The sequence below is a fragment of the Gracilibacillus xinjiangensis genome (genome assembly GCF_042651765.1).
In the GTDB taxonomy this organism is placed as follows: domain Bacteria; phylum Bacillota; class Bacilli; order Bacillales; family Amphibacillaceae; genus Gracilibacillus; species Gracilibacillus xinjiangensis.
In genome coordinates this window covers 307,202-328,311 of record NZ_JBHSDT010000001.1, presented here as the reverse complement: position 1 = coordinate 328,311, position 21,110 = coordinate 307,202, and the positions used below count along the sequence as shown (strand labels likewise).

Genomic DNA, 21,110 nt, shown 5'->3' with positions numbered 1-21,110 from the left:
GTAGTTAAGCTCTCCAGCGCCCATGGTAGTTGGGGCTTTGCCCCTGCAAGAGTAGGACGTTGCCAGGCCAAAACAAAATTATATTTTTATTATCGCGGGGTGGAGCAGTCTGGTAGCTCGTCGGGCTCATAACCCGAAGGTCGCAGGTTCAAATCCTGCCCCCGCAACCAAAAATTATTTCACTTCATTAAAAATAACCATGTTGGATAATTTATTTTATCTGCTTAAAACTAAATAACTGGTCCGGTAGTTCAGTTGGTTAGAATGCCTGCCTGTCACGCAGGAGGTCGCGGGTTCGAGTCCCGTCCGGACCGCCAGTATATGACTAACAAACCTTAAGCGAGAAATCTTAAGGTTTTTTTGATGTGTTTGTTTTTATCGCACATTGCCGTATATCCCCATAGATTAAAACTCTTCCAAATTAATTTGAGCACACGAAATGGTTGTTAGAACTTCTTCGAATGTTGTAATTTCAAAAGGAAAATAAGTGCCGCTGTACTTTTTATTAGAAACTATCTTTGCTAATGCTACAGCCATCATTGCGGTTATACCATAATCAGAAATTGCAGTTAATGAGAATGTTTTTGTTATTGCTTTATTTGAAGAGGCCCCTGTCACTTCTACAGATAAAAGCACATCCTCAGTTGATTTATTGTCATGTTTGATTTGACTCTTAAAGATTGATTGATATTTTTGAAGGAATGGAATAATATTTGCTTTAAGAATAAATTCTATTTTTAAATTATATAAATTATCATTCCATCCTGTCCAGTAATTAATTACTGGGATAGAAAGCTTTCGCGATAAATAATCTTTTTCTGGATGAGTGATAAGTCGCACCGTGTGTTTATTATTAGAACCCACCATCTTCTTTTCTTTAAATCCTTTGATCATTTTGTTGCCATACTGAACAGGTTGAGAGATTAACTTTAACATATCTAGTGCTCCTGAGACCCCTACATTAGCATTTTTATTCTGTAATAAACTAATATTGACTTCTACTATATCACTAAAGGATGTTATAGCTTTTTTGACTAATAGTCCTGATAGCCCTGGAAGAAACCCAGCCATTACAATAGAAGCTATATTATGGGACTTTGCTTGAGAGTCTAACAGTAATGTACGGTCAACTAGATTTTGTGATGTTGTAACATCTATACACCTTATTTGTCGCTGGATACATATCTCTTGTATATGTGGCTTATTTTGTTGAATAGCTATTATAACAATATCCACACTATGTATAACATTTTCCACATTGCTTTTGTTATGTATATCTAACAAACGGAATTCTACTTGTTTTGAAAATGAATTTTTTACATGTTCTCCTCTTTCTTTATTATAATCGGTAATAATTAAATCTGCAGAATGTCCAAAGATTCTAAAAACTTCCTTACACATCAGTTTGCCTAGCACCCCACTTGCACCAACTACCATCACTCTCGTCATTTAAGATAACTCCCTTCAATATAAAAATGGCATATGATCACACTAATATTTTATCATATGCCAATTGACAATTAGAATAATGGGGGGTAATTCTTTCAAAATCACCTGATCTTTTGCTATGATATATGTATAAAGAAGATTAATTCATTCTAAGGGGTTAATATGGACGAATTTAAGTTTATACAATCTATTACACCAAAATATTATCGACATCCAAATGTGATTAAAGGAATAGGCGATGATGCAGCAATTATCCGCCATCAACAGGTGGATACGATTATGGCAATGGATACAATGGTTGAATCTGTTCACTTCTCTAAGAAAACAACAAAGCCATATCATATAGGCTATCGGGCATTGGCTGCCAATATTAGCGACATTGCTGCAATGGGCGGTAAGGCTACTGCCTATCTTGTATCCATCGTTATTCCAAAAAGGTGGAGAGAAGGCCAAATCCATGAAATTTATCAAGGTATGAATGATTTAGCCCAATCCTTCAATATGGACATGATTGGTGGAGATACGGTCACAGGAGAACAGTTAACGATATCTATTACCGTCATTGGGACAGTCCAGCAAGGGAAGGCTAGGTACCGAAGCCATGCTAAGCCGGATGACATTGTTTTTGTTACAGGTACTTTAGGTGATTCTGCATGTGGACTCCATGTACTATTACATTGTAGTGAAACAGAATTTGACCAGTATCAACATGTGATTAATCGTCACCAGATGCCAATGCCTAGAATACCCTTTATTCAAGCATGTCACAAAATTAATCGGATGGCTTTGAATGATATTAGTGATGGAATTGCAAATGAGGCAAATGAAATCGCAGAAGCTTCCAACCTTTTATTAGAATTGGATTATGAGAAGTTTCCCATTCACCCGAGCTTAAGGAACTTTTCTGAGCAACAACAGGTTAACTGGTCCTTATCAGGCGGGGAAGATTTTGAACTTGTAGGGACAATTCCCGCTCATGATTGGGCAATACTAGAAGAAGCTGCTAAAAAGTCAAACACAGATGTTACAAAAATAGGTGTAGTTAAAGATAGAAAGAATAAAAATGGAACGGCATGGATATATCATGGAAATGAGTATAAGCAACTGGACAAGTCAGGTTATACTCATCTAAAAGGGTGATTATTATGGAGCAATACTTCTTTCAAACTCAAACAGAAGAAGAAACAAAGAAATTAGCTGAAAAGCTAGCCTTGCTAGTTAAGCCTGGTGATGTTTTGACATTGGAAGGTGATCTAGGTGCAGGTAAAACAACTTTTACAAAAGGCTTAGGTACAGGACTAGGGGTAAGAAGGACAATCAATAGCCCTACTTATACGATTGTGAAAGAATATACTGGAGAGATCCCGCTTTATCATATGGACGTCTATCGCCTTGAGGAAAGTGATGAAGATATTGGGTTTGCTGAATTTTTCCAGGGTGAAGGTGTTACTGTGGTAGAATGGGCTTCATTTATTAATGATTTTTTACCTGAAGAAAGGCTAGCTATTGAAATTAGAAGAAAAGACGAATATACTAGAGAAATTGTGATGACACCAATGGGAGAACATTATGAGTTTATTTGTAAGGAGCTATATAGATGAATATTTTAGCGATTGATACATCCAATCAAGTGATGGGTGTAGCTATCTCCAAAAAAAGTCAACTGGAGGCAGAATATATAACGAACATGAAACGGAATCATTCGATCGGATTAATGCCGGCTATTGACCATATTATGAGAGAAACCAATACATTACCAAACGACTTAGATCAAATCGTTGTAGCAAAAGGGCCTGGTTCTTATACAGGTGTTCGGATAGGATTATCCACTGCCAAAACAATGGCATGGTCATTAGATATTCCGATTGCTGCTATATCCAGTCTGGAGCTTGTTGCCTATAATGGTATGGGGCAAGCGAAGTATATTTGTCCCTTCTTTGATGCGAGACGCGGCTTAGTCTATACAGGGTTGTATCAGCAGGAAGACAACCGTTTAGTTTTGGCGAAAAAGGAACAAAACATATCCTTTACAGAATGGTTGGAAGAGTTAAACAATATTGGAGAACCGATTTTATTTTTAAGTCAGGATCTTGAATTACATCGATCCACGATTGTATCTATATTAGGTGATAATGCTATCTTCCCCGCTTTGAATACTTTACATCTTCCGCGTCCAGGGGTTCTTTTATCATTAGCTGGAGAAAGACAACCAGAAATAACCCATAACATAACCCCGAATTATTTAAGGTTAGTAGAAGCGGAAGCAAAATGGATAAAGGAACAGGGATTAAAGGAAAATGAGTAGTTTAGATTTCCGTCAAATGACAGAAGCTGATATTGACCGGGTATATGAAATTGATTGTCTTTCCTTCCCGAAGCCATGGCCGAAGGATATTTATTATGAGGAAATGAGAACAAATAACTTTGCTCGTTATTTTGTAGCAACTCTTGATGATGAAGTGATTGGTTTCTGTGGTTCCTGGATAGTACTAGATGAAGCGCAAATTACAAACATAGCTATTGAACCAGCACATCGGGGAAACCGTTACGGTGAAGGGCTTTTTCAATATGTAATGAATTATGCAGTTGCCAACGGTGTGAAACATTTGTCTCTGGAGGTACGTGTATCAAACCTTGTTGCACAAAAAATGTACAAGAAATTTGGTTTAATCCCTGGTGGCATTAGAAAGAATTATTATACAGACAATCAAGAAGACGCATTAGTATTGTGGGTGAATTTATGAGTGAATATATTTTAGGAATTGAGACAAGCTGTGATGAAACAGCTGCAGCTATTATAAAAGATGGGCGAGAAATTGTTTCCAATGTGGTTGCTTCACAAATAGAGAGCCATAAACGCTTTGGTGGAGTGGTGCCTGAGATTGCGTCAAGACACCATGTTGAACAGGTTACACTTGTCCTGGAGGAAACTTTTGCAAAAGCAGGCTTAACAATGGACGATATCGATGCCGTTACAGTAACAGAGGGACCTGGACTTGTTGGTGCATTACTAGTTGGAGTGAATGCTGCGAAAGCGTTGGCGTTTTCGCATAATAAGCCGCTAATTGGAGTACACCATATTGCAGGTCATATTTATGCAAATCGCCTTGTGAAGGAATTTGAATTTCCACTCCTCGCATTAGTCGTATCAGGGGGGCATACAGAACTTATTTTAATGAAAGAACATGGTGATTTTAATATTATTGGCGAAACTCGGGATGATGCTGCAGGGGAAGCATATGATAAAGTTGCTCGTACGCTTAATCTTCCATACCCAGGTGGGCCCAAAATTGACCAATTAGCACATGAAGGCAATTCTGTCATTGATTTTCCCAGAGCGTGGTTAGAGGAAGGCTCTTATGATTTCAGCTTTAGTGGTTTAAAGTCAGCAGTGATTAATACATTGCATAATGCTAAACAGCGAGGGCAAGTATATCGTAATGAAGATATTGCAGCAAGTTTTCAATCAAGCGTTGTCGATGTATTAGTTGAGAAAACATACCGGGCTGCCAAAAATTATGATATCAAGCAAGTAATTGTCGCAGGTGGGGTTGCAGCAAATAAAGGTCTTAGAAGTGCGATGGAGACTAAATTTGATGATGAAGCGATAGATTTAATGTTTCCTCCAATCTCATTATGTACAGATAATGCAGCAATGATAGCAGCTGCAGGTTCTATTGCCTTCAATCAAGGGCATCGAGCTGCATGGGATTTGAACGCGAGTCCTGGCCTGGATTTAGAAAGATATGCTCAAAGAAAAAACTAATGAAAAAGGGTTGCTTTGCATCTAAATGTTTAGTAACCCTTTTTTGTTGCTTTTCCTTATCTATGTATCCCAAAGTGGCATGGCCAAATAGTATTTATTTGAATAGGTTCCTTACTTATCAACTATTTATCAACAACTTATTAACACCTATGTTAATAAGCGCTGTAAATAGCGGTAAATCAATGGTAAGAAATAATGGGATTTGTGGATAAATTGACTGTATACTGTGGATTATGGGGATAAGTCTATGGATAACCTTTTACATCAGTAAATAACTCAAAATATAATTGTGGATAAAAAAACGAGTTACTTGAAGCAACCCGCTTTCTTATTAATCTTCATGCAATCTTTCCCATTCTTCCATTAATCTTTCTATGGTAGCCTTGATTTGGCCACTTTTATCTGTTAACTCTAATGACTTCTCATGGTCTTGGTATACTTCAGGATCACATAATAATTCCTCGTTACGTGAAAGTTCTTCCTCTAATTGTTCGACTTCTGATTCGATTTCTTCAATTCTGCGTTGCTTTTTTCGCTCCGCTTTCTTTAATTCCTTTTCTTTTTTGAAATCTGATTTTGTTTGCTGTTTGGAGGCTTCTACTAATTCTTCTTTTTGCAGTTCCTTCAATTGTGCTTCCTCTTGCTTCTTTTCTAGATAATAATCATAATCCCCTAAGTAGACGGTTGTTTTATTTGCCTGCATTTCTAGTACTTGTGTTGCTAGTTTATTAATAAAATAACGATCGTGTGATACAAACAGAATGGTACCAGGATAATCAACGAGTGCCGCTTCCAGAATTTCTTTACTGTCCAAGTCCAGATGGTTTGTTGGCTCATCAAGCAGTAAGAAGTTTGCTTTTTCCATCATGAGTTTTGCAAGTGCAAGACGTGCTTTTTCTCCACCACTTAAGGCAGATACTGGTCGTAAGACGTCATCACCACTAAATAAGAAATTACCTAAAATTGTTCGGATATCCTTTTCATTCATTAGAGCGTAATCGTCCCATAACTCATTTAGCACCGTTTTCTTTTCGTGGAGCAAAGTCTGTTCCTGATCATAGTAACCAATTTGAACATTCGCACCAAGCTGAATCGTTCCTTTGGCAGGATCTAATTGCCCAATGATATTTTTTAACAAAGTGGATTTCCCGACACCGTTCGGGCCAACTAATGCCATGCTCTCTCCGCGCGATAGATTAATATTAAGATTAGAGAAAATATAAGGTTCGGAAGATTCATAACGAAAGGCAAGGTCATTAATTTTTAAAACATCATTTCCGCTTCTGCGGTCAATGGAAAAAGAAAATTTTGCCGAACCTTCATCACCGAGGGGTTTATCCATTACTTCCATTTTCTCTAACTGCTTTCGTCTGCTCTGAGCCCGTTTGGTTGTGGAAGCTCTCACCAAATTTTTTTGAATAAAGTCTTCCATTTTTTTAATTTCCGTCTGTTGTTTTTCATATTGTTTCAAATCACGTTCATAGTTTGCTGCTTTCTGGTCCAGATATTTACTGTAGTTGCCATGAAATTTGGCTGATTCCTGACGGGAAATTTCATAAACGATATTGACTGTTTTATCGAGGAAGTATCTGTCGTGTGAAACTATTACAACTGCCCCGTTGTAGTTGTTAATATAATTCTCTAACCATGTAAGTGTTTGGATATCCAGGTGATTGGTTGGTTCATCCAGGATCAGGACATCTGGTTTAGTTAATAAGAGTTTACCTAATGCAAGTCTTGTTTTTTGCCCTCCGCTAAGTGTAGCAATTGATGTTCCCCACATTGATTCAGGGAAATCCAACCCATTTAATACTGCTTTAATTTCTGCTTCATATTGGTAACCGCCAGCTGTTTTAAATGCCTCTTGTTTTTGATCATAATTTGATAATAACTGTTGATATTTTTCTTGATCTTCAATTAGATCTGGATCACCCATTTGCTGTTCCATTTGACGCAGTTTCTTTTCTTCTTTAATAAAATGTTCAAATATCTTAAGCATTTCATCCCAAATGGTTTCAGCGGAATCAAGTCCCGAGTGTTGTGCAAGATATCCTAGTGTTACTTCTTTTGGTTTATGAATCTCGCCTTCGTCATAGCTTAATTGGCCGGAAATGATATTCAATAAAGTAGATTTACCAGCACCATTTCTACCAACAATGGCGATGCGATCATGTTGTTTTATTTCTAGTTTTATATTAGACAAGATCAGTTCAGCACCAAATCTTTTTGTTAAATTGTTCACTTGTAAATAAATCATGCTTTGTTCACCTCATTGATGTAAGTTTATCTTAACTACTGCCTAATCTGCAAGTAGTCTAATTTATTATGTGGAAATCCTGGTTTCAATAAATTGCACTTGACAGTTGTCTCGTGTAGTGAATTATTTCACGACTTTTCTGACCTTTTCTGTTAGAATGAATAGTAAGTATCAACATTCACAAATCTTTAGTAGTAGAATAAGGGGATTGAATAATGGCGAATTATAATAAAATACCTCAAGCTACAGCAAAACGCTTACCTTTATATTATCGTTTTTTGAACAATTTACATATTCAAGGTAAAGACCGTGTATCTTCAAAAGAATTGAGCAGTGCAATGAAAGTGGACTCTGCAACAATAAGACGTGACTTTTCTTACTTCGGTGCACTGGGGAAGAAAGGCTATGGTTATAATGTTGATTACTTGCTCGGTTTTTTTCGAAAAACATTAGATCAAGATGAGAATACACCTGTTGTGTTGATTGGTGTTGGTAATTTAGGCACAGCATTTTTAAATTATAACTTTACCAAAAATAATAATACGAAGATTGAAGTAGCATTTGACGCTGATCCTTCTAAAGTTGGCAAAGAGATTGGCAGTATTCAAGTATATCATGTAGATGAATTAGAGGAGCAAATAGGTGATATCCATGTCGCTATATTAACGGTCCCTGTTGCTGAAGCACAACCGATGGCAGACAGACTTGTCCAATCTGGTGTTAAAGGGATTTTGAATTTTACCCCTGCCAGAATTACTGTACCGAATGATGTAAGAGTACATCATATCGATTTAGCGGTTGAACTTCAATCATTAGTCTATTTTATGAAACATTACCCATTAGAGGAAGAGTAAAAAAGAAAGAAGTGCAGCATTCGAGCTAGCACTTCTTATTTTTTCTTTTTATCTCTTGCTTTTTTAATACGAAAGTGTAAATTTACTAGTCGTATACCAACAACGAAATCAATGGTTGCAAAAAATGCAAGTAGTATCGTGATAAAGTTAAAAACAGATCCTTCTACTGATTGAATCGCAATATAGGTGAATAGACTGCCTAATGCGAAATAAAAAAAAGCAGAAGTTAGTGGTGAAATTCTCATCATTTAAAAGCCTCCAAATAATATCAACTGCAGCTCTTCAAGCCTTCTCTGTAACTCTTCAGGATCAATTGAAAATTGCAGAATTACAGCCATAGTATTCATGGACATATGAACAATGATAGGAACAATAATTCGATTAGTTTCTACATAAACGAATGCAAAAACCATACCTGCTAATATATATGTTAGCAAATGATCAAAGTCCATATGTAAGATAGCAAAGAGAAAACCTGATATCACAGCAGCAATGAAGAAATTCATTCGTTGATTCAGTGTACCAAAGATTGCTTTTCTAAAAACAAGCTCTTCTAGAATTGGTCCCAATATGGAGATAATAATAATAAATATTGGTGCACGTCTTGCAACTTCCAAAAGGATTTGGGTATTTTCGGAGGAAGTAGTAATTCCGAACACATACCTTTCAATTAGTCCAGCAACATTTTGAGCTATTATTACAAGGATAAATCCTACGACAGACCAAAATATAATTTGTCCGATTTTTTTATCTTCTAATCTGAAGAAACTGCGGATTTCATCTCTGAGTATATAACACGAGACTGCTAATGCAGCAAGAAAAGTTATTATACTCCATGATACGGTCAAAATGACTGGATCAATATCTAAATTCTTTTCAAGTGGAATAACAAAATAACTGGACAGTTGCATCAGTACATATGTTGCTATTACATATATATACTTTTTTGGCAAAGTAAAACGACTCCCTTTATTTATTTTTCTTTACATGATACGTATTTTAACATAAAAAAAGAATGAAATTGAAATAGTAAGACTAATTATATAAGAGTATCCCAGTTTAAGAATTTTTTTCTAAAAATATGTACTTAATACTTGCAAAAAAAATGCTGATTCATTATTATAATAATTGTGTTAGCACTCCCTTAGATTGAGTGCTAACAATCGACAAAAAATATAAATGTAGATATCAAGGAGGTTATTATCAATGCTTAAACCATTAGGTGATCGTGTCATTATTGAGGTTGTAGAGCAAGAAGAAAAAACAGCGAGTGGAATTGTTCTTCCTGATTCTGCGAAAGAAAAACCACAAGAGGGTAGAGTAGTTGCTGTTGGTACTGGTCGTGTAACAGACAATGGCGAAAAAATTGCACTTGAAGTAAATGAGGGCGAAACTGTTATTTACTCTAAATTCGCTGGTACAGAAGTTAAATATGATGGTAAAGAATACTTAATCCTTCGTGAAAGTGACATCTTAGCGATCGTAGGCTAATTGTTGCTCGAAGTACATTTAAATAAAATATCATAATAATTTATTTTCAAGGAGGTTTTCTATAATGGCAAAAGAAATTAAATTTAGTGAAGACGCTCGTCGTTCCATGCTTCGCGGGGTGGATACATTAGCAAACGCTGTAAAAGTAACTTTGGGACCAAAAGGTCGTAACGTTGTATTAGATAAAAAATATGGTTCCCCACTTATTACAAATGATGGTGTAACAATCGCAAAAGAAATCGAATTGGAAGATAAGTTTGAGAACATGGGTGCTCAATTAGTATCAGAAGTAGCATCTCAAACAAATGATGTTGCAGGGGACGGTACAACTACTGCGACAGTACTGGCACAAGCAATGATCCAGGAAGGCTTGAAAAACGTAGCTTCTGGTGCTAATCCGGTAGGGGTTCGCCGTGGTATTGAAAAAGCGGTACAAGTAGCGACAGAAGAACTTCGTAAAGTTTCTAAACCAATTGAAAGCAAAGAATCTATTGCACAAGTTGCTGCAATTTCATCAGCTGACGAAGAAGTTGGTCAACTAATCGCTGAAGCGATGGAACGTGTTGGTAACGATGGTGTTATCACAATTGAAGAATCAAAAGGTTTCTCAACAGAGCTAGAAGTTGTTGAAGGTATGCAATTTGACCGTGGATATGCATCTCCATACATGGTAACAGACCAAGATAAAATGGAAGCAGTACTTGAGGATCCATATATCTTAATCACTGATAAGAAAATCAACAATATTCAAGAAGTATTACCAGTACTTGAGCAGGTTGTTCAACAAGGTAAACCTCTTTTATTAATTGCTGAAGATGTAGAAGGTGAAGCACTTGCTACATTAGTTGTGAATAAATTACGCGGTACTTTCAATGCAGTTGCTGTAAAAGCTCCTGGCTTTGGTGATCGTCGTAAAGCAATGTTAGAAGACATCGCTGTTCTTACAGGTGCAGAAGTTATCACAGAAGATCTTGGTTTAGATCTTAAAAATGCAACGGTTGAACAATTAGGCCGTGCTTCTAAAGTTGTTGTAACAAAAGAAAACACAACAATTGTTGAAGGCTCTGGAAATCCGGAAAATATCTCTGCACGTGTAGCACAAATCCGTGCACAAGTGGAAGAGACTACTTCTGAATTCGATAAAGAGAAATTACAAGAACGTCTTGCAAAACTTTCTGGTGGTGTAGCAGTAGTTAAAGTTGGTGCTGCAACAGAAACAGAATTGAAAGAACGTAAATTACGTATTGAAGATGCATTGAACTCCACTCGTGCAGCTGTTCAAGAAGGTATCGTATCTGGTGGTGGTACAGCACTTCTTAATGTATACAACCAAGTTGCTGATTTAAATCTTGAAGGTGACGAAGCAACTGGTGTAAGCATTGTACTTCGCGCATTAGAAGCTCCAGTTCGTCAAATTTCTGAAAACGCAGGACTTGAAGGTTCTATCATTGTTGAGCGTTTGAAAAATGAAAAAGTTGGTATTGGTTTCAATGCAGCAACTGGCGAGTGGGTTAATATGATCGAATCAGGTATCGTTGACCCAACAAAAGTAACTCGTTCCGCACTTCAAAATGCAGCATCTGTAGCGGCAATGTTCTTAACTACTGAAGCAGTAGTTGCAGACATCCCAGAAGAAAACGCTGGTGGCGGTGCAGGAATGCCAGACATGGGCGGCATGGGTGGAATGGGCGGCATGATGTAATTTTCATTGCCCAACCCCTTATACACCAAGCTTTCAAGTGGTGTGAAAATTGATTTTTATGAAAAGTGTCACATAAATGTCACGATAAGTTTTAAATTAAGTCAGAAAGGGCGTTTTCATACAAAGTTTTCATTTTGTGTGAAGCGTCCTTTTTCATTTTCTTGGTGACATGTGTATTTCCTTTTCCATATTGATAGTACGTACACTACCTTCTGTCTTTGGAGGAGTTAATTCATAGTTGCTCATATTGTTGTTTGGGTTATAGGTTGTTTTCATGATCCTTGTTTCATTATTAGCAAAGTCCAGGTCCGACCATTTCAAAGACAGCATTTCCCCTACACGCATCCACTAAATGCTAATAAAGTAAAGCCATTCAATGTCTAAATCTTTCCCATGCTCTTTTACGGCAGTTATAAACTGATCAAATTCATCACGTTCTAAAAACTTTTCACTAACTGGATCCTTTTCAGTTTCTTACATTCCATCATTTTGCCCCCTTAAGTTGGTTGTTTAATTGCTCCATAATTGCTTTAGTTTCGGGAGACCAATTACATGGATCATTACTTTTTTTTAATTATCCTTTTGTCTTATTAATCAAACAGCAACAACAGTTGAGATCGAAGCCAAAAGGATTAATTTTGTCGGTGCAGTATTCGGTCAAAGCGTTACATTTGAAGTGGATTTAGTTGGTGGAAGAATACTTTCTGACACAAGCATAGACGTATCAACAGATTTGTATGTTTGAAATAACGCATACCTTGGCGATTATATGTCAAGCAACTTAAAGCAGCTTATATTTAATAGTCAATCATAATTACGAGTGATGACGGGACCTTAACCTTAAGTGCCAGTACTACCTCAATTACGGATGGTCGTTTGTTTTTAGGTAATGGAACTAGTGGAGAAGTGAATGTACAAGGTGAATTGTACTATCGTAATCAACCACTGGATAACCGATTTGTTAGAAACATGGGTAGTGGTGCTATCAGTTTACAAGTTAGTTCAGCTGGGAACATCGCTGTGTATGTCAATAATACCTATCAGGACCACATTCCAATACAATAAGGGGATAAAAATGAACATTAAAATTATGAATGTAGGCTTCTCTTACAGAGAAGAAGTAGTAGAGCAGGTTCATGTTATATTACGGTAGTAGTAATACGTTATCCATTAACGGTCAAGTTAATCTGATAAAGGAAGAATATGAAGGAAATGAATCGACAAGTAATTTAGAAGCCATTGTCCAAGATAAACTTCATTCAGAATTTGGTAGTGCTAGCTGATGAACCATGATGCAAACAAAATCATTGATACCATTAGTAATGAATGGGAAAACGATTTTGTACAAGCCAGGAGAAAGATTGCTGTACTCGTTGAGGACAATCGCTTATTGGAAGTGGAGAACAAACTATTGAAAAAGAAGTTAGAAGATAAAGCTGCGTAGGCTTATTTTTATCACAAAAACTAACGAAATGAAATTTGTGGAGATGTCAAACAAATGGGTGTTTTTAATTTGGAACACGTAGAAGCAGCAAGGTTTTATCAATTCGGTGATGTGAAATTCTTGCATCTGTTGTTGTTGCTCATGTTATTAGATGTCATAACTGGACTTGCTAAAGCATGGGAGAATGATAATTTGTGGTCACGAAAATCTTTATTTGGCTTTGCGCGAAAGATCTTGGTGTTAGTAGTGATTATCTTGGCTAATGTGGTAGATCAAATATTAAATCTTAGTGGTGCAGTCACTTATGCGACTGTGCTTTTTTATATTGCCAATGAAGGGCTTAGTATTATTGAAAATTTAGCTGAGGTGGGAGTATTGGTACCGTCCAATCTTGTGAAGAAATTGAAGAATATAAATGAAGAAAGTACAAGTGTTTCAGATGAAATTAGAGAAGAGTTGACAACGAAAGGAGAGAAAAAATAATGGTTAAAATCTATATTGACCCCGGTCATGGTGGCACGGATCCAGGAGCATTTGCAAATGGATTACGAGAAAAAGATTTAACTTTAAAAATATCCTTAATAATAAGAGACTTACTAAAACAATATGAAGATGTCCAGGTCCGTTTGTCACGTACAACGGACAAAACATTATCTTTAAAACAACGTACAGATGATGCCAATATATGGGGAGCTGACTATTTAATCAGTGTTCATATTAATGCTGGCGGTGGTACAGGATATGAGGATTTTATTTATAATAAGCTATCTGATTCTTCAAGTACTGCCAGAAAACAGGATATTATGCATGAGGAAATTATTAAGAAAGTTAATATGTATGATCGTGGTAAGAAAAAAGCTAATTTCCATATGGTACGAGAATCAAACATGGAAGCTATCTTAACTGAAAATGGTTTTATTGACGCTGCCCATGATTCAGCTAGATTGAAATCAGATGAGTTCTTGAACGATATTGCTAAAGGTCATGTGAATGGATTAGTAAGAATTTTTAATCTTAAAAAGAGAAGTGAAGGAGGGATTACAGAAATGGAGGCACAACAATTACAAAAGCAAATTGACGAATTAAAGGCATTACTAAACCAAAAGCTTGATAAACCTAACAATCCGAGTGTTCCAAGTAATTGGGCGGTAGATGTCTGGAAAAAGCAAGTTATGCAAGGTTATTTTGACGGTTCTAACCCCAAAATGCCATTAACAAGAGAACAAGCAGCAGAAGTTTTAGATAGATTTGCTGCTAAAATACGCGAGTATGAAGTGGATCCACTCAAGAAACGTGTGGATGCATTGGAAGAACAAGTGAAGGAACTATCTAAGTAAGTGGGAATACAATATTTTGATAACTATGTTCTGTAAACTATAAAATAAACGCATAATAAAAGCGTAAAGGAGCGTCTTGTCAGCGCTCCTTTTTTTCTATTTAAACAACTTCCTCAATAATTTTCCTGTTGCTTTTCCAGCTACACGCCTGCCAACACGTTTCCCAACTCTACCTTTACGAACAGCATCCACATCATTCCATATACGAAAGATCTTGTATATTTTAGATTTAAGACTCATTAGATTCCTACTTTAATACGTTCTCTCGATCAATTATTAATTGTTTCAATTCTTCTATATCTTCTAAAGTAGCTTGTTTTCTCACAAATGATCTAGCTGCGGATCTATTGCGCAAGTATCTTGCTTTTTCTCTATTCTTCTCTTGCCACTGTTTATTTCTCTCTGTTTGACTTTTCATTGATCAAATCCCTCTTTTCTTTTTCCAATTTACGCTTAGTATTAAGCAAGAAAAGCCTCCAGATACCTAAGATCAGAATTGCTAACAAACATATTCCAATTAATACTTCCATAAGAATGTGGTATACTTAGTGATGAGAGAGGGGATTAACCTCCCCTTCTCATTCTTTTAATTTCTTGCCTTAGCTTTTCATCTTCTAAACTAGTCTTACGAGTGCTCAGCCAAAGCTTAATGCTAGTTAGAATTGAAATTGCTAGGGCAATTATTTTACCTAAGTCTTCCACTTGTTCACCTCCTTTCTATACCCCTATCGTTCTACCGATAGTACAAAAGGTCAATAGTTATTGGTAAATTAAATAATTTTTTCCAATAAAAAAAGACAGCCAAAATGACTCTCTAATTAAGGTTTGCGCCAACAATATCCTCCAACTTCAATACCAATATATCATCATTCGTCACGATCTCCATGCGACCATTCTTAGGTGGCTTTATCTTACCAACAGCCTTACGGATCCTTTTATTCTTGAAGTAGCTTAACTCGATTTCTAATGAATGTTCCAGTGCTTCTTGCATGGTACGCTGTATATCATCAAATTGATCTCCACTAAGGATAGGCTTTTCAATGGCTTTATCTTCATCCCACGCATATTGCAAAATTTTAATATGTCACAAGAAATGTCACAAAAAAGAAAATAAAAGAAAATAACAGCCTGTTAATCTATAATAATTTGAATAGAATTTATACCTTTTCACCATTAAGGAGAAGATAAGAATATTGGAGAAAAACGGTCAATAGATGGGCGGCATGGTGTAAGTAAACTCTAAACCCTTGTTACAACAGAGTATAGAGTAACTCTCATCACATTGCGGTCATTCTATTGGTCATTAGCGCCGTAAATCAATTTAATTAAAAAGTCTCTCATTAATTCACTGAATTAAAGAGAGACTTTTTTTCTAATCCTGTAGTTAGGTGTCCGTATGTTCGTGTTTACGATTGCTTCGATTAATAATGAAGCATGATGGTATGCCGAAATTAATGAACGCTTTAATCGATTTACAAAAATTTTACACCTTGCCAGTCCTCTCGAAATATTCTGCCGTTATTAGTGTCAAAACAATAAGTGGTGGGAGGTGAAAGGATACTAGCAATACCTGAAATTATCATATCAAAAAATTAAGGAATGAGAAATCCCCAAACCAACCCGCGAGAACATTCGCACAAAATAGGGATATGCCCCCACAGCACCTCCCTATTTCGATAATTTACCAATTATTTGCTCTCTTAGTATTGATCGTAGCACGTTCAGGATACATACCTCTGTTTTCTGTATCATGGGACAGGAAGGTTTCATAAACCCTACCTTCCTGCTCTTCATCCGCTTCGACCAATACAATGATTTTTCCTTGTTTTAGAAAACCTTCGTATTGCTTTGCTTGTTCCTCTGGCATACCAAGTCCAACAAGCGCGCCGACGATACCGCCGCCACCTGCACCAACTCCTGCTCCGGTTAGTACCGCTGCCAGAGGCCCTGCCGCCGCGATTTGACCAATTCCGGGGATGGTTAACAGCCCAAGCCCTACAACCAATCCGCCGAGCCCACCGAGCAAACCGCCAGATGCAGCCCCGATTCCGGCACCTTTACCAGCATTTTTCCCTCGTCCTTCATCATTCGTAATAACACCCAAATTTGTTTCGTCTTCCAGCACGTTCGCTTTACTATTGTCATGCACAAATACAGATATACCCTTGGAATTGTTGCCACCATTTTTCAACTCTTTTATTACTTTTTCCGTAGTAGCTACATCTGAAAATACCCCACCGATAATTTTCTTATCCATAACAAGTCCTCCTTTATTGCGTTTATTCCTCTATACCCGATAATTATCAGATATATTCATATCCGGAAAAAGAAAAAGTGGCATGTACCAAGCATATAAGCTGAAGTAAGAAACTGATTTCTGTATTCAACAGGAGTCATCTTCTTTAAATTCCATTGATACCTGTAATTGTTATAGTAAGTCCTATATGGGACTCATGTAGTGTCCTGGCACAACCTTTTAAAGATGTCCTTTACAGGGGGGGACAGTTTAAATTCTGGCTAAGCTTATATTACGAACTGGTGCAATAATTGAACAAAAAGACATATATTTGTTAGGGTGAAAAAGATTGCCAATGCGATTACAATTTAGCCGAAACTTCTTAAACTAGTGGGTAAGATTGCTGATCAAGGCAGTCGCTTTTTTTGTTATTTTCGCAGGAAGGTTTTATATAAATTAAGAGAATATTAAGGTTAGTAGAGGTTTCAAAATATATGCAGGAAAATTAACCGTCCCTTTGTTAGTATTCCGACATGAATCTTATTGTTTTTGCCTTTTTTGATTTCCAAAGAAAAAAGTTGACAAACATAAAAATTTTATGTTAATATTAAAAATTTGATAAAAAACAATATATGTGTTATGGTTAAGAAGGTTACCATATATGGAGGTGGATTATATGTTTCAAATTGGCGATAACATTGTTTATCCAATGCACGGAGCAGGTATAGTTAAAGCCATGGAAGAAAAGGAAATTTTAGGGAGAAAACAACAGTATTATGTCATTAAAATGTTAATCGGTAATATGCAAGTCATGATTCCTACGGGTAAAATATTGAGTTTACGTGTACGCCCTGTAATTGACCTAATTGCATTAAAACAAATCACACACATTTTTGAGCATGGTGAATCAGATAGATTACTGCCGTGGAAACAAAGGTATAAAGTGAACACGGACAAAATAAAAACAGGTAAAATACAAGAATGTGCTGAAGTTGTACGTGATTTAATACGTATGAAGAAAGAAAAAGCACTTAATACAAGCGAAAAGGAAATGTTAGATAACGCACATGAGTTTTTGATTAGTGAACTGGGATTAATTAAAGGGATTACTGAAACTCAAATAAGAAGTTTCGGTTAAGTTAAATTAAGTTAATGGATTACAACTCCCGAAAATATCCTGAATTTTTAAGGAATATGTATATTATTAAAAGTAAATCTTTTCAAAGACATTCAACTCCTTCCAATCACGTTTAGAGTTTTAACCTCTTTTGTTATTTCCACAGTCTAATCCATTTCTATTATTTAAATTTCTTTTAAGAATGTTCGAACATCAAATAACTCGATAAAATAGTCACTTGATATTTTTACAATCCACAGATATAAAAGCAGGTGAAGAGATCTTAATCAATTATAATGGCAATGTTGATGATATAGATCCCCTTTGGTTTAATCAAGACTAAAAAGGATTGAAAAACACATTAGAATATTGTCTTTATTAAATACCTATCATGTTAATAATTGTATAGTAAGTGAAATAATTCACTTAAACTATCGGGTGCAATAATTAAACAAGAAGGGCTTCTGTTTAATGTAGAAAGAGGAATGTTTTTTTTTAGTAATTAGGGGTATAGTATGAATAAATTAATTGCATTAGCAGAACAACTAAAGAAAAAACTTTAAGCACAATGGAGGAATGTTATATGAACACAGGTACAGTAAAATGGTTTAACGCAGATAAAGGTTTCGGTTTCATCGAAGTTGAAGGTGGAGACGATGTATTCGTACACTTCTCAGCAATTAAAGGCGACGGTTTCAAAAGCTTAGATGAAGGTCAACAAGTTTCTTTCGATATTGAAGAAGGTAACCGTGGACCACAAGCAACAAACGTTGTTAAAATCTAATAAAATATAGAAAAAAGCTCTTCTGTCATAGGGTGATTATCCCCAAATGCTAGAGTTTTATTATGCAGCTGATTGGCTGGATTGAGTTCGGTATCCGACTGGACTCAATCAAGCCAATTTTTCTTTTGATCGTTCATGGTTGTACCAGTTGATATATTCTTCGATTCGTCTTTTTAACTCTTCATAGCTTACCAATTCTTCACCATAATACATTTCCTGTTTTAAGATCCCAAAAAAATTTCCATCGAAGCATAAAAAGTCTTATCGTAAAAAAACTTTGTTTACAAAACAAATTGCTAACAAATTGCTAACGCAAAAACGATAAATTCCCGCTAGAGATATTACAGCCAACAATATACAAAAAGTTGATATAACGCACTTCCTGCACATCCCATTAACGATACTACACACTCTCAACTTACGGGTGGCATGATGTAGTTTTTATCATCCCAACCCTTATTTAACACACTTTTATAGGTTAAAAAAGTAATTAATTTCACATAAATGGCACGATATATTTTAAATTAAGTCATAAAGGGCGTTTTCATACAAAATTTTCATTTTGTGTGAAGCGTCCTTTTTCATCTTTTTTGTAATACTCGTATAAATCTTCATTGTTGTATTTATATCCTCATGGCCAGCCTTCTCCATAATTGTTGGAAAATCAATTCATCATACTGATAGGAGAGTGTTTTAAGATAATGATCAGTGGGGAAAAACCCCACTGATCTTAGCCTCACTTTATTTTGTATCAACTAATTTCCCATGGAATAGGGCTTTTTTTGAAACAGTTAGATTTAACTGGCGACTAAACTTTTGTAATTGTCGCTCCTCACTCTCTGTGACAATGGCTACAACGGTTCCAGATTCAGCTCCCAACCGCCCAGTTCTTCCGGAGCGATGAACAAATTGTGCCATCTCTTGGGGAAGGTCCATATGAATAACATGTGATAAATCAGTAATATCTAAGCCTCTTGCAGCGACATCTGAAGCTAGTAAAAGTTCTGATTTTCCTTCGCGGAATTCCTTAATTGCTTTCGTTCGCTCTTGTTTTTTGGAATCGCTATGTAAAACGCCTGCATTGATTCCCATAAACCTTAGTTTTTCTGCCAGTACCGAAAGTGTTGAAATGTCTTTGACGAATACTAGTGCTTTCATTTTCTGATTTCGTACGAGCTTTCTTAGAGATTCAATTTTATCTCTCGCTTCACAAACAAGATACATATATTCTATTTTTGGTCGATCATCATCTTCATTACCTACTTGAATTACTTCTGGACTGTTCATTAGTTCTGCTGCCTTTGATTGTACTGTCTCAGGTAGAGTTGCTGAAAAGACGAGCACTTGCCGGTCACTCAAGGTACTTTTCACAATCTTTTCGATCGTAGATATATGTTCAGGTACTAACAATTGATCTGCTTCATCCAATACAATTGTTTTTACTTGATGCATCTTTAACTTTTTCTGGTTAATTAGTTCGTTCATTCTTCCTGGTGTTCCAATGACGATTTGCGGTTTCTTTTTCAACTTTTCAATTTGCCGTTTTACGTTTGCTCCGCCAATCAGTGTAGCACTCCCAATTCCGCTATCCCTTGACCAATCCTGAACTTCTTGATTTATTTGCATCACTAGTTCATGGGATGATGCTAAGATAACAACTTGCGTATTTTTTTGAGTTGAATCGATTTGTTGCAAAAGCGGTAAAAGGTAAGCTAACGTTTTACCGCTGCCTGTTGGTGACTCAGCAATGATATCTCTTCCCTCGATTATAAAACGGGCCGTATGTAGTTGAATAGCTGTTAGCTTTTCGAATCCGGATTTATCCCAAGCGGTTTGAAGAAATGGTTTCAGGTCGGGTATTGCTTCACTAAGTGATTGTTTGTTATTCATTTATTACGCTCCTTTTATTGCTTCAATTCGAACATCTCTATTCAGAGTAATGCGTATTACTGTATACGTCAACCTGTCAACTTGTACCATTATTTTGTGTAAAATCAAATCGATTATGTGCTCTCCGTAAGTGGGGAAGAGATTACACATAAAAATCTTTCATTCGTTAAAACTAAATGTATGGTCAGGAGGTGTGGAATATGGACAATCAAGAATTTGAGAAAATATATCAAAATTATAAACAGCAGGGTGAGGAACAAGCTCAGCAGGAAGTCCCATCATCAGGAGAGCTTGGAAAAGAACAAATAGTTGCTGTACGGAAGAATGATGATGGCGATATTATTGCATTTAAAACGAATAGCGGCAGGGAGTTAGATTACATCACCGCAATTGATGAAGCAAAAGCAGGAAAACTTGCCAATATAGATGTATTTCATAAGTATGGTCGAGACATTATTCGTAGTGAAGCTGATGGTATTAAAGAAAATAATCTGGATCAATTAGATACTTTTTAATGGCATTAAGGAAAAACATCCTTCTCTAGGTTTAAGAAGTTCACATTGAGAAAGAAATATTAAACGAACTCAAGGAAAAGTATACCAAATTGAATAGTATGATTGGTATGCTTTTTTTCGTTGCTTAGGAAATTATATAGTTATTGCCTAAGGATCATTTGAATACTTGCTTTATAGTCATGTCCAGCTACGCTCACCAAAACTAGGCAACTTTGACGACGTTTGGGAAGCTTCTTTTTATTTCCTATGTGACATAAAGTACACATTT

Annotated in this window: 28 protein-coding genes, 2 tRNA genes and 2 pseudogenes; 19 read left to right on the top strand and 13 right to left on the bottom strand. The window is 36.2% G+C overall.

Annotation, left to right across the window (positions count from 1 at the left end):
* The first annotated feature begins 93 nt into the window (after nt 1-93).
* Nucleotides 94-170: transfer RNA gene (locus ACFOY7_RS01600), tRNA-Met, on the top strand.
* A 70-nt stretch (nt 171-240) separates the two neighbouring features.
* Nucleotides 241-317, top strand: a tRNA-Asp gene (locus ACFOY7_RS01595).
* A gap of 88 nt (nt 318-405) precedes the next feature.
* On the opposite strand, the gene ACFOY7_RS01590 is transcribed toward ACFOY7_RS01595, so the two are convergent.
* On the bottom strand, nt 406-1,437 hold the full coding sequence (locus tag ACFOY7_RS01590; RefSeq protein WP_390248700.1) for a saccharopine dehydrogenase family protein: 1,032 nt from the start codon (nt 1,435-1,437) through the stop codon (nt 406-408).
* Between the two features lie 174 nt (nt 1,438-1,611).
* Here ACFOY7_RS01590 and thiL point away from each other — a divergent pair, with 174 nt between their 5' ends.
* The 5 genes from thiL to tsaD are packed head-to-tail and all read left to right on the top strand — an operon-like array spanning nt 1,612 to nt 5,215.
* On the top strand, nt 1,612-2,589 hold the full coding sequence (gene thiL, locus ACFOY7_RS01585) for a thiamine-phosphate kinase (RefSeq protein ID WP_390248698.1): 978 nt from the start codon (nt 1,612-1,614) through the stop codon (nt 2,587-2,589).
* 5 nt (nt 2,590-2,594) lie between these two features.
* On the top strand, nt 2,595-3,050 hold the full coding sequence (gene tsaE / locus ACFOY7_RS01580; RefSeq protein WP_390248696.1) for a tRNA (adenosine(37)-N6)-threonylcarbamoyltransferase complex ATPase subunit type 1 TsaE: 456 nt from the start codon (nt 2,595-2,597) through the stop codon (nt 3,048-3,050).
* Nucleotides 3,047-3,754, top strand: a complete 708-nt coding sequence (tsaB, locus tag ACFOY7_RS01575; RefSeq protein WP_390248694.1) for a tRNA (adenosine(37)-N6)-threonylcarbamoyltransferase complex dimerization subunit type 1 TsaB — start codon at nt 3,047-3,049, stop codon at nt 3,752-3,754. Before tsaE ends, tsaB begins: the two co-directional genes overlap by 4 nt.
* The gene (rimI, locus tag ACFOY7_RS01570) at nt 3,747-4,193 is read left to right on the top strand and encodes a ribosomal protein S18-alanine N-acetyltransferase (protein ID WP_390248692.1); all 447 of its coding nucleotides are present in this window, start codon (nt 3,747-3,749) and stop codon (nt 4,191-4,193) included. Before tsaB ends, rimI begins: the two co-directional genes overlap by 8 nt.
* Nucleotides 4,190-5,215 (top strand): tRNA (adenosine(37)-N6)-threonylcarbamoyltransferase complex transferase subunit TsaD, encoded by a 1,026-nt coding sequence (gene tsaD, locus ACFOY7_RS01565; RefSeq protein ID WP_390248690.1) that lies wholly within the window; start codon nt 4,190-4,192, stop codon nt 5,213-5,215. The genes rimI and tsaD overlap by 4 nt, the downstream gene beginning before the upstream one ends.
* Nucleotides 5,216-5,546: 331 nt before the next feature.
* Here the strand turns inward: tsaD and ACFOY7_RS01560 are convergent, their stop codons facing one another.
* Nucleotides 5,547-7,472 carry an ABC-F family ATP-binding cassette domain-containing protein gene (locus ACFOY7_RS01560; RefSeq protein WP_390248688.1) on the bottom strand — a complete coding sequence of 642 codons (1,926 nt, stop codon included), beginning with the start codon at nt 7,470-7,472 and terminating at the stop codon, nt 5,547-5,549.
* Between the two features lie 215 nt (nt 7,473-7,687).
* On the opposite strand from ACFOY7_RS01560, the gene ACFOY7_RS01555 reads away from it, so the two are divergent.
* Nucleotides 7,688-8,326 (top strand): redox-sensing transcriptional repressor Rex, encoded by a 639-nt coding sequence (locus ACFOY7_RS01555; protein ID WP_390248686.1) that lies wholly within the window; start codon nt 7,688-7,690, stop codon nt 8,324-8,326.
* Between the two features lie 35 nt (nt 8,327-8,361).
* On the opposite strand, the gene ACFOY7_RS01550 is transcribed toward ACFOY7_RS01555, so the two are convergent.
* Nucleotides 8,362-8,574 (bottom strand): DUF4305 domain-containing protein, encoded by a 213-nt coding sequence (locus ACFOY7_RS01550; RefSeq protein ID WP_390248684.1) that lies wholly within the window; start codon nt 8,572-8,574, stop codon nt 8,362-8,364.
* Nucleotides 8,575-9,279, bottom strand: coding sequence for a CPBP family intramembrane glutamic endopeptidase (locus ACFOY7_RS01545; RefSeq protein WP_390248682.1), 705 nt, complete (start codon nt 9,277-9,279; stop codon nt 8,575-8,577).
* A 253-nt stretch (nt 9,280-9,532) separates the two neighbouring features.
* Here ACFOY7_RS01545 and groES point away from each other — a divergent pair, with 253 nt between their 5' ends.
* Both groES and groL read left to right on the top strand, forming a co-directional pair.
* The gene (groES, locus tag ACFOY7_RS01540; protein ID WP_390248680.1) at nt 9,533-9,817 is read left to right on the top strand and encodes a co-chaperone GroES; all 285 of its coding nucleotides are present in this window, start codon (nt 9,533-9,535) and stop codon (nt 9,815-9,817) included.
* Nucleotides 9,818-9,881: 64 nt separating this feature from the next.
* Nucleotides 9,882-11,519 carry a chaperonin GroEL gene (gene groL, locus ACFOY7_RS01535; protein ID WP_390248678.1) on the top strand — a complete coding sequence of 546 codons (1,638 nt, stop codon included), beginning with the start codon at nt 9,882-9,884 and terminating at the stop codon, nt 11,517-11,519.
* Nucleotides 11,520-11,672: 153 nt separating this feature from the next.
* On the opposite strand, the gene ACFOY7_RS01530 is transcribed toward groL, so the two are convergent.
* The gene (locus ACFOY7_RS01530) at nt 11,673-11,840 is read right to left on the bottom strand and encodes a site-specific integrase (protein WP_390248676.1); all 168 of its coding nucleotides are present in this window, start codon (nt 11,838-11,840) and stop codon (nt 11,673-11,675) included.
* Between the two features lie 555 nt (nt 11,841-12,395).
* On the opposite strand from ACFOY7_RS01530, the gene ACFOY7_RS01525 reads away from it, so the two are divergent.
* The 5 genes from ACFOY7_RS01525 to ACFOY7_RS01505 all read left to right on the top strand — a co-directional run bounded on the left by ACFOY7_RS01525 (nt 12,396) and on the right by ACFOY7_RS01505 (nt 14,300).
* A complete protein-coding gene (locus ACFOY7_RS01525) occupies nt 12,396-12,584 on the top strand; it encodes a hypothetical protein (RefSeq protein WP_390248674.1) in 189 nt (62 codons plus the stop codon).
* A 71-nt stretch (nt 12,585-12,655) separates the two neighbouring features.
* Nucleotides 12,656-12,802 (top strand): hypothetical protein, encoded by a 147-nt coding sequence (locus tag ACFOY7_RS01520; protein WP_390248672.1) that lies wholly within the window; start codon nt 12,656-12,658, stop codon nt 12,800-12,802.
* Complete coding sequence (locus ACFOY7_RS01515) at nt 12,802-12,963, top strand: hypothetical protein (RefSeq protein ID WP_390248670.1); 162 nt, start codon at nt 12,802-12,804, stop codon at nt 12,961-12,963. Before ACFOY7_RS01520 ends, ACFOY7_RS01515 begins: the two co-directional genes overlap by 1 nt.
* A 54-nt stretch (nt 12,964-13,017) precedes the next feature.
* A complete protein-coding gene (locus ACFOY7_RS01510; protein WP_390248668.1) occupies nt 13,018-13,446 on the top strand; it encodes a phage holin family protein in 429 nt (142 codons plus the stop codon).
* The gene (locus tag ACFOY7_RS01505; RefSeq protein ID WP_390248666.1) at nt 13,446-14,300 is read left to right on the top strand and encodes an N-acetylmuramoyl-L-alanine amidase family protein; all 855 of its coding nucleotides are present in this window, start codon (nt 13,446-13,448) and stop codon (nt 14,298-14,300) included. Before ACFOY7_RS01510 ends, ACFOY7_RS01505 begins: the two co-directional genes overlap by 1 nt.
* A gap of 96 nt (nt 14,301-14,396) precedes the next feature.
* On the opposite strand, the gene ACFOY7_RS01500 is transcribed toward ACFOY7_RS01505, so the two are convergent.
* The 6 genes and pseudogenes from ACFOY7_RS01500 to ACFOY7_RS01475 all read right to left on the bottom strand — a co-directional run.
* Nucleotides 14,397-14,540, bottom strand: a complete 144-nt coding sequence (locus ACFOY7_RS01500; RefSeq protein ID WP_390248664.1) for a hypothetical protein — start codon at nt 14,538-14,540, stop codon at nt 14,397-14,399.
* Nucleotides 14,541-14,547: 7 nt separating this feature from the next.
* Entirely contained in the window at nt 14,548-14,718 is a 171-nt protein-coding gene (locus tag ACFOY7_RS01495) for a hypothetical protein (RefSeq protein WP_390248662.1), read from the bottom strand.
* A 146-nt stretch (nt 14,719-14,864) separates the two neighbouring features.
* Nucleotides 14,865-15,002: a hypothetical protein gene (locus ACFOY7_RS01490; RefSeq protein WP_390248660.1), complete on the bottom strand. Its 138-nt coding sequence runs from the start codon at nt 15,000-15,002 to the stop codon at nt 14,865-14,867.
* A gap of 112 nt (nt 15,003-15,114) precedes the next feature.
* Nucleotides 15,115-15,372, bottom strand: coding sequence for a YolD-like family protein (locus ACFOY7_RS01485; protein ID WP_390248658.1), 258 nt, complete (start codon nt 15,370-15,372; stop codon nt 15,115-15,117).
* Nucleotides 15,373-15,981: 609 nt separating this feature from the next.
* Nucleotides 15,982-16,449: a low temperature-induced protein gene (locus tag ACFOY7_RS01480; RefSeq protein WP_390248656.1), complete on the bottom strand. Its 468-nt coding sequence runs from the start codon at nt 16,447-16,449 to the stop codon at nt 15,982-15,984.
* 164 nt (nt 16,450-16,613) lie between these two features.
* A pseudogene (locus ACFOY7_RS01475) lies at nt 16,614-16,745 on the bottom strand (hypothetical protein); the annotation flags it as partial.
* 452 nt (nt 16,746-17,197) lie between these two features.
* Here ACFOY7_RS01475 and ACFOY7_RS01470 point away from each other — a divergent pair.
* The 3 genes and pseudogenes from ACFOY7_RS01470 (at nt 17,198) to ACFOY7_RS01460 (ending at nt 18,437) form a co-directional block, all read left to right on the top strand.
* Nucleotides 17,198-17,674, top strand: a complete 477-nt coding sequence (locus ACFOY7_RS01470) for a CarD family transcriptional regulator (protein ID WP_390248654.1) — start codon at nt 17,198-17,200, stop codon at nt 17,672-17,674.
* Nucleotides 17,675-17,897: 223 nt separating this feature from the next.
* Nucleotides 17,898-17,996: pseudogene (locus ACFOY7_RS01465) on the top strand (SET domain-containing protein-lysine N-methyltransferase); the annotation flags it as partial.
* A 240-nt stretch (nt 17,997-18,236) separates the two neighbouring features.
* On the top strand, nt 18,237-18,437 hold the full coding sequence (locus tag ACFOY7_RS01460) for a cold-shock protein (protein ID WP_390248652.1): 201 nt from the start codon (nt 18,237-18,239) through the stop codon (nt 18,435-18,437).
* Between the two features lie 108 nt (nt 18,438-18,545).
* On the opposite strand, the gene ACFOY7_RS01455 is transcribed toward ACFOY7_RS01460, so the two are convergent.
* Entirely contained in the window at nt 18,546-18,665 is a 120-nt protein-coding gene (locus ACFOY7_RS01455; protein WP_417398444.1) for an IS3 family transposase, read from the bottom strand.
* A 513-nt stretch (nt 18,666-19,178) separates the two neighbouring features.
* Nucleotides 19,179-20,327 (bottom strand): DEAD/DEAH box helicase, encoded by a 1,149-nt coding sequence (locus ACFOY7_RS01450; protein ID WP_390248650.1) that lies wholly within the window; start codon nt 20,325-20,327, stop codon nt 19,179-19,181.
* 200 nt (nt 20,328-20,527) lie between these two features.
* Between ACFOY7_RS01450 and ACFOY7_RS01445 the strand changes: the two genes are divergently transcribed.
* Complete coding sequence (locus ACFOY7_RS01445) at nt 20,528-20,842, top strand: DUF3892 domain-containing protein (protein ID WP_390248648.1); 315 nt, start codon at nt 20,528-20,530, stop codon at nt 20,840-20,842.
* The last annotated feature ends 268 nt before the right edge of the window (nt 20,843-21,110 follow it).